General features: G+C 50.3%; 14 protein-coding genes. 5 read left to right on the top strand and 9 right to left on the bottom strand.

Going from position 1 to position 14,665, the window contains the following annotated elements; genetic code table 11:
• The first annotated feature begins 48 nt into the window (after window positions 1–48).
• From HMPREF9194_RS04510 to HMPREF9194_RS04490, 5 genes are all read left to right on the top strand, one after another.
• Window positions 49–1,467, top strand: a complete 1,419-nt coding sequence (locus tag HMPREF9194_RS04510; RefSeq protein WP_016525196.1) for an extracellular solute-binding protein — start codon at window positions 49–51, stop codon at window positions 1,465–1,467.
• A gap of 74 nt (window positions 1,468–1,541) precedes the next feature.
• Window positions 1,542–2,837 (top strand): CehA/McbA family metallohydrolase, encoded by a 1,296-nt coding sequence (locus HMPREF9194_RS04505; RefSeq protein WP_016525195.1) that lies wholly within the window; start codon window positions 1,542–1,544, stop codon window positions 2,835–2,837.
• Between the two features lie 71 nt (window positions 2,838–2,908).
• On the top strand, window positions 2,909–3,748 hold the full coding sequence (locus HMPREF9194_RS04500) for a uracil-DNA glycosylase (protein ID WP_016525194.1): 840 nt from the start codon (window positions 2,909–2,911) through the stop codon (window positions 3,746–3,748).
• Window positions 3,741–5,822, top strand: coding sequence for a replication restart helicase PriA (gene priA / locus HMPREF9194_RS04495; protein WP_016525193.1), 2,082 nt, complete (start codon window positions 3,741–3,743; stop codon window positions 5,820–5,822). The genes HMPREF9194_RS04500 and priA overlap by 8 nt, the downstream gene beginning before the upstream one ends.
• 7 nt (window positions 5,823–5,829) lie before the next feature.
• Window positions 5,830–6,303 carry a metal-dependent transcriptional regulator gene (locus HMPREF9194_RS04490; RefSeq protein WP_016525192.1) on the top strand — a complete coding sequence of 158 codons (474 nt, stop codon included), beginning with the start codon at window positions 5,830–5,832 and terminating at the stop codon, window positions 6,301–6,303.
• A gap of 71 nt (window positions 6,304–6,374) precedes the next feature.
• Here the strand turns inward: HMPREF9194_RS04490 and truA are convergent, their stop codons facing one another.
• The 9 genes from truA to HMPREF9194_RS04445 form a co-directional block, all read right to left on the bottom strand.
• On the bottom strand, window positions 6,375–7,199 hold the full coding sequence (gene truA, locus HMPREF9194_RS04485; RefSeq protein ID WP_016525191.1) for a tRNA pseudouridine(38-40) synthase TruA: 825 nt from the start codon (window positions 7,197–7,199) through the stop codon (window positions 6,375–6,377).
• A gap of 17 nt (window positions 7,200–7,216) precedes the next feature.
• Window positions 7,217–8,113, bottom strand: a complete 897-nt coding sequence (locus HMPREF9194_RS04480) for a DUF2225 domain-containing protein (protein WP_016525190.1) — start codon at window positions 8,111–8,113, stop codon at window positions 7,217–7,219.
• The gene (locus HMPREF9194_RS04475; protein ID WP_016525189.1) at window positions 8,100–8,492 is read right to left on the bottom strand and encodes a holo-ACP synthase; all 393 of its coding nucleotides are present in this window, start codon (window positions 8,490–8,492) and stop codon (window positions 8,100–8,102) included. Before HMPREF9194_RS04475 ends, HMPREF9194_RS04480 begins: the two co-directional genes overlap by 14 nt.
• Entirely contained in the window at window positions 8,489–9,466 is a 978-nt protein-coding gene (locus HMPREF9194_RS04470) for a CdaR family protein (RefSeq protein WP_016525188.1), read from the bottom strand. Before HMPREF9194_RS04470 ends, HMPREF9194_RS04475 begins: the two co-directional genes overlap by 4 nt.
• On the bottom strand, window positions 9,463–10,257 hold the full coding sequence (gene cdaA, locus HMPREF9194_RS04465) for a diadenylate cyclase CdaA (RefSeq protein ID WP_016525187.1): 795 nt from the start codon (window positions 10,255–10,257) through the stop codon (window positions 9,463–9,465). The genes HMPREF9194_RS04470 and cdaA overlap by 4 nt, the downstream gene beginning before the upstream one ends.
• A gap of 44 nt (window positions 10,258–10,301) precedes the next feature.
• Entirely contained in the window at window positions 10,302–11,222 is a 921-nt protein-coding gene (folP, locus tag HMPREF9194_RS04460; RefSeq protein ID WP_016525186.1) for a dihydropteroate synthase, read from the bottom strand.
• Window positions 11,219–13,216 carry a 1-deoxy-D-xylulose-5-phosphate synthase gene (dxs, locus tag HMPREF9194_RS04455; protein ID WP_245540722.1) on the bottom strand — a complete coding sequence of 666 codons (1,998 nt, stop codon included), beginning with the start codon at window positions 13,214–13,216 and terminating at the stop codon, window positions 11,219–11,221. Before dxs ends, folP begins: the two co-directional genes overlap by 4 nt.
• A 219-nt stretch (window positions 13,217–13,435) precedes the next feature.
• A complete protein-coding gene (gene miaA / locus HMPREF9194_RS04450; RefSeq protein ID WP_040846183.1) occupies window positions 13,436–14,407 on the bottom strand; it encodes a tRNA (adenosine(37)-N6)-dimethylallyltransferase MiaA in 972 nt (323 codons plus the stop codon).
• Entirely contained in the window at window positions 14,385–14,576 is a 192-nt protein-coding gene (locus HMPREF9194_RS04445; protein WP_016525183.1) for a DNA-directed RNA polymerase subunit omega, read from the bottom strand. Before HMPREF9194_RS04445 ends, miaA begins: the two co-directional genes overlap by 23 nt.
• Window positions 14,577–14,665 lie beyond the last annotated feature (89 nt).

Here is a 14,665-nt window from a genome sequence, read left to right as displayed (position 1 = left end):
TGCGGACACGGTTAAAAACTTGTAAAAGTTTTTAAAAGGAGAAAAGGCATGCTCAAAAAAATGTTTATCGTTACGGCTGTTTTAGCCGCTGCGGTACCGACGCTCTTTATCGGCTGTTCCGGCAAGGGCGGCGCTTCGGGTGCGGGAAAAGAAGTAAAAATTTTTTCCAGCGTAACCGGCGGAAAAGACGAGGCGGAAAATGTAGCTTTTGCCGAAGCAATCGGCAAGGCGACCGGCTATAAGATCGATCTTGAAAAAGTTACGGCAAACGCCGAAACGGTGCTTATGCAAAAATTAAGCGCGGAAGAAAGTTACGATCTTATTTATTTTAACCAATTCCTTATGTATAAGTTTGCCAAAGACGGCATTCTGCAGGATTTAACGGACAGAATCAACAAGTCCAGCATCTTAAAGGAAAACTATCCCGCCGGCGAATTGGAAAAAATCAAGTTCAACGGAAAATACTATGCAGGCTTCAACAAGCTGGAAGGCTATCCGCTGCCGAACGTCAATAAAGCCATTACGGATAAAGCCGGTGTCGACATCGGCAATTTGACCACGCTGGACGATTTTTACAATATGCTGAAAACCGTAAAAAATTATATGGAAACCAAAGAAGGCAAAAAGCCCTACTATCCCTTCTTCGTCTACATGAACGACATTTGGGACTTGCAGCCGTGGTTTTCCGCCGTCGGAGCGCGCAGAGGCGTCTTTGTCGACAACACGGGCAAAAAATATTCGCCCTATGTGCAGGATTCCGCCCGCCCCGTTTGGGAATGGCTTGCAAAACTTTATAAAGAAGGCTTGCTCGATCCCGCATCCTTTACGGGAAAAACCGGCGATATGCGCAGCAAAATGTGGCAGTCGCAGGACATCGTTTTGGACTCCGACTGGTCGGCATGGACGGGACTGTATAACAACAACGCCAAAGCCGCCGGCACCTATCCTGAAAAAGTAAATGTCGTCGCCATCCTCGGTGCAAAGAGTCCCGACGGAAAATACCTTTTGGAACAGGGCGGCGCTTCTTTGTGGGGAATTCCGACTAACGCGAAAAACCCTGACGGCGCATTCAAAGTGCTCGAATATTTTGCGACAAAAGAAGGCGGTTTATTGCTTTCCGCGGGAATCGAAGGCATTGACTACACGATGGAAAACGGTAAACTCGTGTTCACCGAAACGGGCATTAAGCACGCAAAAGACCACGGAGCGCCCTTCCCCATTTCAACCAAATTCGACTTTTCGTTATTGGGCGAAATGAACCCCGGCGTTGCCGAAGCGCTTGCCTATGCCAAACGCGATGACGTTGACATCGCCGCCATGGGATTTGCAAACGGCGAATTGGACGCACGCCAATATTACAACATTATGTCCAAATGGATGAGTGATTGTATTATGGGCAAAATCGATGCCGCTTCCGCGATGAAAGGCGCGGCAGACGAATTGCGCAGCAAAGGAATTATCGACTGAAGCCGATAACGATAAAAACTGCCGGCACCCGTTGTAAAAACGGTGCCGGTATTTTTTTAGAATAAGGACATGTTATGACCGAACTTCATTTTGAACTTACCTTTCGGCAAAATCAAGAGCGAACCTACGTAAAACATCCGTTTACGGTGCCCGCCGGAACCGACCGCATGGAAATCGACTACGATTATCCGCGTTTCGGCAAAGAACAAAATCAAAACGGCGTTAAGATAGAAGAAGAAAATATAATCGATTTGGGCTTGTACAGCCCCGACGGAGAACTCAAGGGCTGGTCGGGTTCCGATAAAAAATCGATTTTCATCTGCGCAACGGAAGCAACCGCAGGCTACATCCCCTGCCCCATTTGCGAAGGACAGTGGGCTGCCGCCCTCGGCTTATACAAAATAAAATCGGAAGTTACGGTAAAACTGCACATACGGTTTTATCCCAAGCAAAAACGCCTGTACAAAGGCGACATTCACATGCACACAATCAACAGCGACGGCGCATATATGACGGCCGAAGTTATCGACTTTTGTAAAAAAGCCGGCCTCGACTTTATCGCGCTTACCGATCACAACAACACCGTGCAGAACACCGAAATCGGCCATGCCGAAAACATCACCGTCATTCCCGGTATGGAATATACAAACTATCGCGGACACGCGAATTTTTATTTTAACGAATACAAAATCCAAACCTTCGATTCGGCGCTTTTGTCGAATACGTTTGATGAAATGAAAAAAATCTTTCTTGAAGCAAAAGCGCGCGGCGCGTTGATTTCGCTGAATCACGTGGACTGCCCCTTTTGCGGATGGAAATTCGGCTATAAAGATTTTCCGTACGACATGGTTGAAGTGTGGAACGGCCCGATGAAAGAATCGGAAATGCGGGCGATAGCGCGCTGGCACCAATGGCTGTGCGAAGGCAAAAAAATTCCCGCAGTCGGCGGCTCGGACACGCACCGGAACGAATTGGCGCGAACCTACGGCACTCCGACAACCTTTGTGTACGCGGACGGCAATTCGGTCGATGAACTGAGAACGGCGCTCTCGAAGGGGAATTCCTTCATCAGTATAGCGCCGAACGGGCCGAGATTGAACATGGACATAAACGGCAAAATCTTCGGCGAAACCGCTTTGTGGAAAGCCGGCCTTACCGGGAAATTTTCGGTCGAAGGCTGCAATGCCGGCGACGTCGTTAAACTGATAAACGGGAAAAATCAAATTGTCGAACAAATCATTCCGTTCAGAGGCGTCTACACGCAGGAATTCGCCGTAGAAAAAGCGTCTTTTTACCGGATCGAACTGTACCGCAATTTAATCGGAATCGACATGCTCGTCAGTTTAAGCAATCCGATTTACGTGGAATAAGGCGCGCGCTACTCAATCAACGCCCCGCTTTCATCTTGAAAAAAAGGCCGGCTCGGAGTATAGTAAGGTATATGCAGAACATGTCTTCGGCCGACCGCGAGCTTCTTATCGATGTGCTGAATACGGCCTCTTCGTGGATCTATAAAAAACCGCTTGCACCTTTAAAACTTTCCGATATACGCGTTTCTTCAAAAACCGTGCATGCCGCATCCCCGTCCGCGGCAAAGACCGCATGCACTGCGGAAGCCGCGTGCACGGCGTTCCAAACGGCGGCTTTCGCGGACGGCACCGCGGGAACAATTCCGGTTGCCGCGGAACAAACGATGGACGCCATAGCGCAAAAGGTTGCCCGCTGTTCGCGCTGCGTCTTGGCAAAAACACGGAAAAATACCGTTCCCGGTTTCGGCAGCCTTCATCCGCTGGTTATGGTTATAGGCGAAGGACCGGGCGCCGACGAAGACGAAACGGGGCTTCCCTTTGTGGGAGCGGCGGGCAAATTGCTCGACAAAATGCTCGAAGCGATTTGTCTTTCACGCCATACGAACTGTTTTATCGGGAATATCGTCAAATGCCGACCGCCGCACAACCGGGATCCGGCTCCGGAAGAACGCGAAGCATGCGCATCGTTTTTGCACGCGCAGATTCACGCTTTAAAGCCTAAAATGATTTTGGCGGTCGGGCGCATTGCCGCGCAAAGTCTTTTGGAAACTTCGGAAGGAATCGGAAAACTGCACGGCCGCTTTTTTACGTACAAAGATATTCCGCTTATGGCAACCTATCATCCGAGCGCCCTTTTGCGCGACGCCTCTTTAAAAAAGCCGGCGTGGGAAGACTTAAAACTGTTCAGAGCACGCCTTTCCGAATTGGCAAGCGGCTATACCGGCTTTGCGGGAAGCGGGCGGCATGACTGATCGGTTATGGGCGGAAGTTTTTTTAAACATTCCCCTGCACGCTTCGTTTTTTTACAACTGGACGGCGCAAGATTCCGATTATAAAACAAAACGGAATTCCGCCAAAAATTCCGGGCATAAAACCGAACGAAAATCCGAACAACAAACCGCCGCTGTCCTTCCCCAAGTCGGCACGCGCGCCCACGTTACCTTCGGCAAAAGGAAGATGACGGCCTTTATCGTCAAAATTCATACCGAACTTCCCCCTTCGCTCGATTTTCCCGCCGAAAAGATAAAACCGCTCGGACGCGTTATAGACGAGGTGCCGCTTTTTACGCGGGAACAAGTCGACCTTGCTTTATGGATGGAAGACTATTATCTGTGCTCGCGCGGGGAAGCGTTGAGCGCCATGCTGCCCTTGGGTAAAAAAGAAGCGCGGAATCCCGATTTTTCATTCGACACCGACGCCGAAGAATTCGTGCCGAAAACGCTTTCGCAGGAACAAAGCGATGCGGTCAACGCGATTCTTGCCGACAAAGAACGCCTCATGCATTATCTGTACGGAACGACCGGTTCGGGCAAAACGGAAGTGTTTTTGCGCATAGCCGAGCAAAAACTTGCCGAAGGAAGGGGCGTTATTTATCTGGTGCCTGAAATAGGCTTGACGAAGCAAGTCGTACAGGCCGTAACGGCGCGCTTCGGCGAAACGGCGGCGGTGCTGCATTCGGCGCTTACCGGGAGCCAAAAACTTGCCCAATGGCGCAGAATCATCGAAAAAAAAGCCCGCGTCGTTATAGGTGCGCGCAGCGCCGTATTTGCTCCCGTTCCCGATTTGGGCTTGATTATCATCGACGAAGAACATGACGGCTCATACAAATCGGGAAACTCGCCGCGCTATTCGGCGCGTCAGGTTGCGATCAAGCGCTGCATGAACCTGCATATTCCTCTCGTTATGGGAAGCGCCACACCTTCGCTCGAAGCCTGGCACATGATGAAGCAAAACAAAATCGGCGAGTACCGTTTGAGCAGGCGGCTGGCCGGCGGCAAAGAACCGACAATAGAACTTATCGATTTGGCAAGCGGTGAAAAAAGAGCGCAAACGAACGGCTGTCTTTCGCGGTATTTGGAAGAGCGCATAGGCAATACGCTCAATGACAAAAGGCAGGTTATTTTATTTTTAAACCGGCGCGGCTTTACCCATTTTTTCAGGTGCAAATCGTGCGGCTTCGACTTAAAATGCAAAAACTGTTCGGTGTCGCTCACCTATCACAAACGCGAAAAAATCCTGCGCTGCCATTATTGCGGCTGGTCGGTAAAGCCGCCTTCTTCGTGCCCGTCGTGCGGTTCGCTCGATATAGAATATTCGGGTTTCGGTACCGAATTTATCGAAGAAGAAGTGCGCGCCAAATTTCCTTCAGCCCGCATTGTGCGCGCGGACAGCGACAGCTTAACCGGCCGCGGCGATCTTGAAGAAAAACTTTCGCTGTTTAAAGAAAAAAAAGCCGATATTTTGCTCGGAACGCAAATGGTCGCGAAGGGCTTGAATTTTCCCGGTGTGCGGCTTGTCGGCGTGGTTATGGCGGACACGGGATTGCATTTGCCCGACTTCAGAGCGGCCGAGCGCACCTTTGCGCTTATCGTGCAGGTTGCAGGAAGAGCGGGACGTTTTTTTCCCGACGGCGAAGTTATCGTGCAAACCTACGATCCTGAAAGGGACGCGGTTGCCTTGGCATGCGGCAGCCGCGTAGAGGAATTTTACGAAAAGGAGCTGAACGCGCGCCGTGAGCTGAATTTTCCGCCTTTCAGCCGCCTTGTCAGGCTCGTGTTCAGATCGGCAAACGAAACGAAAACGCGCGATGCGGCGGAAACGGCTGCCCGCAGTATAGCCGATTCTTCGGATCCGCACATGATGGAGATTTTGGGACCGACCGAATGCCCGCTTGCGAAAATCGCCGCCAATTTCCGCTGCCATATTTTACTGCGCGGTAAAAAACTTTCGTATATGCAGCAGCTTGTGCGCACGTTTTTAGCCTCATACAAAACTCCTTCGGGCGTGTATATTGAAGTTGACGTAGACCCGATAAGCCTGTTATAATGGGAGCATGACACAGAGCCTCGAAGATTATTTGGAAACCATCGGGAACCTCGCGCAGGGCGGCAATATGCCGCGCGTCAAAGATATAGCCGCAACGCTGAAGCTGTCGAAACCCTCGGTTCATGTCGCCCTCCATTTACTCGAAGATAAGGGCATGATCGAACACGAGCCCTACGGCGATATTATTATAACCGAATTGGGCAGACAAAAGTATTTGGAAATAAAGCACAAACACGATACGATAAGCAGCTTTTTGCAAACGAATTTAGGTATATCGCCGGAAAACGCGAACAAAGACGCGTGCTTAATGGAACATTTTTTAAGCGACGAAACGCTCGAAAAAATAGAATCCTGCGTAAAAAACGCCAAAACGACTTGCGCTCTTTGTCCTGAAAACGCCTCATCCCAAAGTGCCGCCGCGCTGACGGCCGAATCGTTAAGCACCGCAAAATTACGACCGAAAACGGAAAAACGCGCCTGACCGGATCCTGTATTTTGCGGCCTTAGGCGCCGCTTGCCCCCACAACGGCGCGGCCGTAGGCGACGCCTCGTCTACGGATGAACCCTGATTCCTTCAAAGCAGACATTCCACAAAAAAAGTCCTTGGGCGGGAGCCGTCAAACCCGCATTTTTCCGGTCTTTCGACATAAGTATGCGACGGAACTCTTGTGCGCCGCCGCCGCTTTTTTCAAGTTCGATAAACGTGCCGGCAAGAGAACGCACCATTTTCCATAAAAAAGCGTTTGCGCAAATTTCGAACACGAGTTTTTCGCCCTGCATAAAAAAAACGGCGCGTTCTATAAAACGGTTTTTAGAAAGACTTTTGTCGCCGGCGGCGCTGAAAGCCGAACAATCGGTTTCGCCGTGTAGACAGAATGCCATCTCGTTAAGCTTGGCGATATCGGGATAGCGGTACAGCGGCCACACGTAGTTCATTTCGCATGCGGCAGGCGTTTTTCCGCAGTAAAAAAAATAGCGATAGGTACGGTTCACCGCATTGAAGCGGGCGTTAAAATCCGGCGATTTTTCTTCGGCTTTATGCACGCGTATATCCGAAGGAAGGCGGCTATTTAAAGCGGGAATATAATTTTCAAGCGGAATGGAATCGATCGGAGAAATAAAATTTGCGGCTTGGGCTGCCGCGTGAACGCCCGAATCGGTGCGCCCGGAGGCGTACAAGACGACCGGCTGCTTATGAATATGGGCCAAAACTTTTTCAACTTCTTCCTGAACGGTGCGCGCGCGCTTTTGCATAACCGTGCGCGCGCGCCTGTGCGTTCCGTTCGATGCGGCTGCGGCATCGATCCTGCATTCCTGGCGCTGCCACCCGCAAAAAAAAGTTCCGTCGTAGGAAAGCGTAAGCAAAATATTGCGCATGATGCTCGATACCCGGTTTATTCGTCGTCGAAATCGATCATGTTGGCTTCTTTCAATTCGGCGGTCAGCTTGTCGTATAAACTGCGTGAATGTTCCAAAAGCGGGCCCGGTTTGTTTTTAGAGGATTTCCCCAAGCCGAATATGCGGGCAATGGCGCGCTTGAGTTCGTCAAGTTTTTGCAGTCGCTCGTGCTGATTTTGCTTTTGCCCGTATTTATATTCCAAAAGTGCGCACAGATAAATAACGCCGTCGTAGCCGTAGTTTTTATCGATATCGGGACCGAAATGACCGATCGCGGTGATATTTTCTATGCGGTGAATTTCGTAATCCAAAGATTCCTGATACAAAAAAAGCGCTTTGCGGTAAAAACGCTGCTGAACGTAATCGAAGCCGCGGTCGGGACACAGCGAATTCAAATCGCCGCACAGCCACGCAAGACGCAGACATATTTGCGCTTTTTTTATCGTCGGCGAATATTGTGCGGGAAGATGTTCGTAGCACAGCAACGCAAGATAATAGGCCGCCGCGCCGTCGAAAACCGTACGCGGCCGTTTTAAATCATAAAAGGGAAAAACCGCTTCCACGGATTTTTTGCGCGCGTCTTCGGTATCTATAATTTCTTCTATAATTTGCTCGTCGGCAAAGTGTTCAAAATCGTTCCACAATAAGGCGGCATGGCACACGGGACAGGCGGCAACCGAATAAATAAGCGGATAAATCCGGCCGAACTTTACCGAAGGCTCGAAGATTCGCCTTAACTCGTCGGTAAGCTCTCCGGCGATCATGCGACCGCCGCCGGTCAGCATTTCTTCCCGCGCAAACTGTTTTTTACAAAAGGGGCACAAAACTTTCTGTTTTGAATAAAACGATACGGCTAAGTTCTTCGAGTCGTCATTTTTTTTATACAGATTCATTCTTCCCCCCTTCCAATATAACCTGCGCAACGGCATAGCGTTTTTCATGCGCCAACGAAAGATGTACGCGCTGCGCTCCGTTTTTTTTCAGCAATTGCTCGGCAGAACCGTATAAACGCAAAAACGGCTTTCCGGTTTTGTCTTTGCATACGCATACGTCGCTCAACTGAAAACCCGCAAGACCGGTTCCCAGCGCTTTTCCGAATGCTTCTTTTGCGGCAAAGCGCGCGGCCAAACTTTCCGCTCCCTGCCGCACCGGAAGCGAACAAACGTAGGCGGCTTCATCCGCATGAAAAAAACGCCGAATAAAGCGCTCCTGTCGCATCCACGGAACAAAGCGTTCCGTATCTACAATGTCGATGCCGCAGCCCGTTATCATAAGTCCTCTCGGAAATTGCCCGAAGAAAAATCCGAAGATGTTTCCGCAAGTTCCGCTTCCAATACGGGAGGGTCGACGGCAACAACCGAGAATTCGTCGGGAATATTTACCCGCAGCTGGACGGAATGGATGCCCGCGGTATGCGCATCGGAAAAGTCGGCTTGAACGGCCGATTCGCCCGGTGTGAAAGAAGATAAAGCATTTTTTGTGCCGGACAGGGTCAGCGTTACCTTATCCAATTCTTTTGCAAGCTCAAGACCGGCGTTCAGATTCAGTGCTTGGGCGCTCACGGAAAAACTGCGAGTTAAAGCCTGCGCTTTAATTTCGACTCGCACCGTAACGTCTTGAACATCCGCCACCTGTACGCGCCTTAAATCGGTTTCGATTTTTACCGTAGCGGTAAAAGATTCCGTTTTGTTTTGTAAATCGATGCCGACCGTACTCACCGATTCGACCGCATCGACGACCGATTGGGCACCGACTATTTTAACGTTTTCAGGATCGACGGTTTGCGAAACGATTTCATAACCTTCAGGCAGACTGCCTAAAAAAAACGCTTTGACAGGCACCGATTTCGCTGCATTTTGTTCGAAATGCAGTGAAATCGTATTCGGCTTAACCTGCACGTCGAGCGGATCCATGAGCGTAAAATAATCCTTGAGCCCCAACTTAACCGATAAGGAACTTACTCCGCTTGCGGTTACCGAAGAAGTGTCGATGTAAGCGGTTATGTCGCCCTTTTGAACGGCTGCGGTTTGTTCCGGCTTTGCCCTCACCGTAACGCGCACATATTGGGGCGGATCATCGGCCAGGGCGAAGCTGCCGCCCTCGCGCACTTGGAGCGGAATCGAAAATGATTTTGAATCGAGCGTAGTGATTTGATACGAAAAATACAGCAAAACGGCGGCCGCAACGGCAAGCAGTTTAATCGGCAGATTGTCGGTTAAGCGGACAAAAAAATCCGGCATTTTCATAAATCTTCCTCCGGAGTAATGGAGTCGGCCGTAATGTCCAAAAGGTTTTCGAGCGTTTCGTTTAATTGTTCCATCGTCAAATCATAGTGCAGGCGCGAATCGTATGCCAAGCTGATCGCTCCGGTTTCTTCGGATACGACAAGGATAACCGCGTCGGTTTCTTCGGACAAACCTAAAGCCGCACGATGTCGCGTGCCGAAGGTTTTGCGTATGTCGTATTGTTCGGAAAGCGGCAAAAAGCATCCGGAAGCGACGATTTTTCCGTTTTGAATAACCGAAGCCCCGTCGTGCAGCGGCGTATCGTGACCGAAAATCGTTACCAACAAGCTCGACGTAAGATCGGCGTTCAAATACGTTCCCGTGTCCATAATATCTTTCAGCGACGTTTTGCGCGTAAAGACGGCGAGCATGCCCCGCTTTTGTTTGGAAAGCATTTCCGCCGCAATGAGCACCGAATCGATATACGTGTGCTTTGTTCCGTTACGGAATTTAAACCACTGCGTTTGCCCGAGCTTAAAAACGATTTTGCGCAGTTCCGGCTGGAACACAATCGCAAAGCCGATGAGAACGCCGGGCGCAAACAAATTCAAAATCCACAATAAAGTGGATAAATTCAAAAAAAGCGCAAGCACGTAGGCGGCTAAAATCGTAAAAGCAAATTTGATAATCTGCAGACTTTGCGTTTTTACGATAATGCCGTACATTTTATATAAAATAAACGCAAGGACGCCTATGTCCAAAACGGGACGGATGTAATCGTATATTTCGAGAATTTTCCCCATGCCGCTCATAGTTTTTCCTTTTTATTCCGCGCCTTTATTCCGCATTTTCCGTTTTATTCCGTGCCGACGGAAACCGAACCGAAAGCGTCCAAAACGGCAAGCATGTCGGCCGTTTGCGCCGTATCGTGCACGCGCAAAAAAGTATAACCTTTTTGCACGGCGATAAGGTTTGCCGCGACGGTACCGGAAAGCCGCTCGGGCGTATCCTTTCCCGTAAGAGAACCGATAAAACTTTTGCGCGACAAGCCTGCAAGCAGCTGCGGCGCTCCGAAACCGGTTTGTTTTTGTATCAGTTCCGCAATCGCCGCGCCGTTTTGAACGAGCGTTATATTCGAACGCACATCTTTTGCAAAACCGATTCCCGGGTCGGCGATGATTTTATCGGCGCTTATTCCCTGCGACACGGCATATTGTATCCGATGTGCAAGGTACAAAGCAACCTCGGCGACGATATCAGTATAACGGGTATTGTTTTGCATGATAAGGGGGGTACCCCTTTTATGCATTAAAATAACCGGAATTTTTTCTTTTGCGGCAAAGGCGGCAAGGTTTTCATCGTCTTCCAAAGCCGATATATCGTTTAAAATATCGGCCCCGGCGCTGCGGGCGGCCTGCATAACCGGCAAAAGGCGGGTATCGACGGATAAAGCGCCGGTACAGTGGCGGCGGATTTCTTCTATAACCGGAACGATGCGCTTTATCTGTTCATCGGCGCTCACGTAAACCGAACCGGGGCGGCTCGACTCTCCGCCGATGTCGACGATGTCGGCGCCGTTTGCGAAATGTTCCAACGCGCATTCGGCCGCAGCGGATGAAGAGGATACGCGGGAACCGGCCCAAAAGGAATCGGACGTACAGTTTACGATCGAAACGATGTACGCGCTTCGACTCGTTTTAAGCACCCGATCCGAAAGTTGCAAAGGCGCGGGATGCGGCAAATTTACAGGCTGCCCGTTCATACGATGTCCGTTCATACGGCGTCCCAGAGTTTTAAAGCTTTGCGCGCCAAAGAAGTGCCGTCCAAGTGCGCATCGCGCAAAATCTGGCTCCGGTTCCCCTGCGCCAAAAAGCGGTCGGGAAAGCCGCTTACCCCCGTTTTTTTACCGTCGACGTAGCGGTCAAGCAGGGATTCCAAATAGGTTCCGATGCCGCCTATGCGTATGCCGTCTTCGACAAAGAGAACCCGTTCGTACTGCGCGGCGATCGATAAAAAATATTCTTTATCGAGCGGCTTTAAAAAGCGCAGGTTGTAAATATCGGCGGATTTTCCTTCTTTTTGCAGTTCGCGCGCAGCTTCAAGCGTTTCGGGGAAAATACCGCCCGTGCAGACAAGCAAAATATCGGCCGCGCCGCCGACAACTCCGTCGGAAGCATTGCCAGCAGAGGCGGCGCTTGTCGTTGTACCGCCGGCTGCAGAATCTCTTTCGGCGGGCTTTTTAAGCAAAACGCCGCGTCCGCTCCGTACGCTTTGCGCAAACTCGGCCTGTTCGCCGGGGCACGGCGCTTTCGGATAGCGTATAACAACCGGCGCGTTTTGTTCGAGTGCCCAGTCAAAACACAGTTCCAATTCCTTTTGAGAAGCCGGCGCCAAAAGCGATACGTTCGGAACCGGGCGCAAAAGCGAAATGTCGAAGATTCCCTGATGCGTTTCGCCGTCGCCGGGCACGGGCCCCGAACGGTCGAGCATGCATACAACCGGAAGATTTTGCAAAGCGATATCGTGAATAAGTTGATCGACGGCGCGCTGGATAAAGGTCGAATAAATCGCCGCGACGGGCTTTAAGCCCGAACGCGCCAAACCGCCTGCAAAGGTTACCGCATGCTGTTCGGCTATGCCGACGTCGAAAAAACGATCGGGAAACCGGCGGCGGAATTCGGTAAGACCGGTGCCGTCGGTCATAGCCGCCGTAACCGCAACGACTCTCTCATCCTCTTGTGCCCGCCGTACAATCGCCGAAGCGAATACGTCGGTAAACGTTACCGGCCGCTTCGAAGAAGATGCGGGTGCAACCCCGTGATAGGAAACCGGATCGTTTTCGGCCGGCGCGTATCCCCTTCCCTTTTGCGTTACCAAATGAACGACAACGGGCCGGCGCAGTTTTTTAATGCGCTTAAAAACCGTAATCATCTGTTCCAAATTGTGACCGTTAAGCGGTCCCACGTATTCAAAACCCAAATCGGAAAAAAAATTGCTCGGGAAAACAAGACCCTTTACCGCGCGCTTTAAGCGGAATATAAGGTTCATAAAATGCTTGCCGATAAACGGAATCTTTTCGGCTATGCGGTCAAAGTTGTAACGGAATGTTTGATAGTGCGCGGTCATCGTAAGACGGCTCAAATAGCGGGACAAAGCTCCGGTATTGCCGTTTATCGACATTTGGTTATCGTTTAAAATAATGACCAAATCTTTTGAAAGTTGCCCCGCGTGCGACAATGCTTCGAGCGCCATGCCGCCGGTAAGCGCACCGTCGCCGATAACGGCAATCACTTTTCCGTCTTCATTATGCAGCCGCCTGCCGACCAGCAAGCCCAAAGCCGAAGAAATCGAAGTTGAAGCGTGCCCCGCATCGAACCAATCGTGAACGCTTTCTTCATGCTTTGTAAAACCGGCAAGACCGTCTTTTTGCCGCAGCGTTTCAAAGCGGTCGTTACGGCCGGTAAGGATTTTATGAGCGTAACACTGATGGCTCACATCCCAAATCAAAGCGTCGCGCGGACTGTCGAACACCTTGTGCAAGGCGACCGTCAATTCCACCACGCCCAAGTTGCTCGCAAGGTGTCCGCCCGTTTGAGCGACTACCCGTATAATGCGCTGCCGTATTTCATCGGATAATCGTTTTAAATCCTTTATGCCGAACTGTTTTAAATCTTGGGGTCCGTTTATCTTTTCCAGCAGCGTAAGCCAGCTCCTTAAAAAAAAGACCGCCAGCCGATACAATATCGGGCTTGCAGCCTTTTCATTGCACAATCAATAGTATACACAAAAAGAAATCCAGGACATAAAGTTACCTCTAAAAACTGCGGTTTTTAGAGGTTCCCTTTATTTGTTTTTGTGACGATTTCTTCTGAGTTTTTTCTTTCTCTTATGCGTAGCTATTTTTTGACGCTTTCTTTTTTTTCCGCAGGGCACAACAGCACTCCTTATGTAAATTCAAAAACTGTACTCATTATGACCGAATTTCGGTTCTCAGTCAAGTACATCAAAGCCGCCTTTTAAAAATTCATCGATTTTTTTTATGCCGCCTGCACTGTCGTCAGCCAGTAAAAGGACGGCGTCCGAAAAAGATTTAAAAAAAGTTTGCTGACGTTTTGCGTATGCGCGGCTGTCCTTTTTTACGCGCTCTTTTACCGCTTGAATGTCGGGATTGAGTTCGAGCGATTCGGTAAAAAACTCGCGGTAGCCTATAGCCTGCATTGCAGGATCGGTCGGCTTGCTCCCGCAGGCAATCAACGTTTTTACTTCGTCGGCAAGGCCGGCGGCGAACATGGTTTCCGCGCGCAGGTCGATACGCTCGTAAAGTTCCGCGCGGCTTTTTTGCAAAGACAAAATCAAAAAGCGGAAGCCTTCGCGCGCTTTCGGCGTAAGCGCAAAATCGCTTAAGGGCTTTCCGGAAGCGGCACGCACTTCCAAAGCGCGCTTTATGCGGTATTCGTCGTGTACGTGTATTTTTTTTGCGCTGACAGGATCCGAAAGCGCAAGCTCGTTCCACAGTTTTTGCGCGCCTTCTTTTTGCATACGGCGCTCGATTTGTTCACGCACGGCCGAATCGGCGCGCGGAGTCGGCGGAAGTCCGTATATAAAATTCCGTATGTAAAATCCCGTGCCGCCGACGATAAGCGGCAGTTTGCCGCGCTCGTATATGCGCTCACAGCAAGCGAGCGCTTCTCGTACAAAATCGCCGGCCCCGAATTGAGCAAAGGGAGAACAAATATCGATAAGGTGATGAGGAAGACGTTTGCATAAATCGGCGGAGGGTTTTGCCGTTCCGATGTTAAAGCCGCGGTACACTTGCATGGAATCGGCGCTGATAACTTCGGCTGTGCCGGCAAAGGGCGATTGGGCATCGCAGGCGAAAAGCGCTTCGGCAAAAGCCGTTTTTCCGCAAGCGGTCGGTGCGCAGATAACGATGACGGGTTTAAGCTTCGATTCGGTATTCAACCTGTTTGTCGAAAAGCTGGCGGGCGGCAAGCGACACGACCTTTCCGTCGTTTTCTTCAATGCTTGCATCTTTTACCATTGAAAGCTGGTAGGCGCGGCGGCTTGCGGCGCAAGTGATTTCGTAAATATTGCCTTCAAAACTAACCAATTCCTGTAAGGGGAAAACCATATGCAAAACTCCGTGATAAAAATAGCAAGTTTCGCCGAAATGGTCAATAAGGACAAGACTTTTTTTTCAAAATCGTATATGATTCAAAA

This window comes from Treponema maltophilum ATCC 51939, from assembly GCF_000413055.1.
Taxonomy (GTDB): domain Bacteria; phylum Spirochaetota; class Spirochaetia; order Treponematales; family Treponemataceae; genus Treponema_C; species Treponema_C maltophilum.
This window is presented reverse-complemented; position numbering and strand designations above follow the sequence as displayed.

Bases quoted from the DNA above. Each gene is read 5' to 3' on its own strand.
- HMPREF9194_RS04510 (WP_016525196.1), top strand. From the start codon at position 49: ATGCTCAAAAAAATGTTTATCGTTACGGCTGTTTTAGCCGCTGCGGTA.
- HMPREF9194_RS04505 (WP_016525195.1), top strand. From the start codon at position 1,542: ATGACCGAACTTCATTTTGAACTTACCTTTCGGCAAAATCAAGAGCGA.
- HMPREF9194_RS04500 (WP_016525194.1), top strand. From the start codon at position 2,909: ATGCAGAACATGTCTTCGGCCGACCGCGAGCTTCTTATCGATGTGCTG.
- priA (WP_016525193.1), top strand. From the start codon at position 3,741: ATGACTGATCGGTTATGGGCGGAAGTTTTTTTAAACATTCCCCTGCAC.
- HMPREF9194_RS04490 (WP_016525192.1), top strand. From the start codon at position 5,830: ATGACACAGAGCCTCGAAGATTATTTGGAAACCATCGGGAACCTCGCG.
- truA (WP_016525191.1), bottom strand. From the start codon at position 7,199: ATGCGCAATATTTTGCTTACGCTTTCCTACGACGGAACTTTTTTTTGC.
- HMPREF9194_RS04480 (WP_016525190.1), bottom strand. From the start codon at position 8,113: ATGAATCTGTATAAAAAAAATGACGACTCGAAGAACTTAGCCGTATCG.
- HMPREF9194_RS04475 (WP_016525189.1), bottom strand. From the start codon at position 8,492: ATGATAACGGGCTGCGGCATCGACATTGTAGATACGGAACGCTTTGTT.
- HMPREF9194_RS04470 (WP_016525188.1), bottom strand. From the start codon at position 9,466: ATGAAAATGCCGGATTTTTTTGTCCGCTTAACCGACAATCTGCCGATT.
- cdaA (WP_016525187.1), bottom strand. From the start codon at position 10,257: ATGAGCGGCATGGGGAAAATTCTCGAAATATACGATTACATCCGTCCC.
- folP (WP_016525186.1), bottom strand. From the start codon at position 11,222: ATGAACGGACATCGTATGAACGGGCAGCCTGTAAATTTGCCGCATCCC.
- HMPREF9194_RS04445 (WP_016525183.1), bottom strand. From the start codon at position 14,576: ATGGTTTTCCCCTTACAGGAATTGGTTAGTTTTGAAGGCAATATTTAC.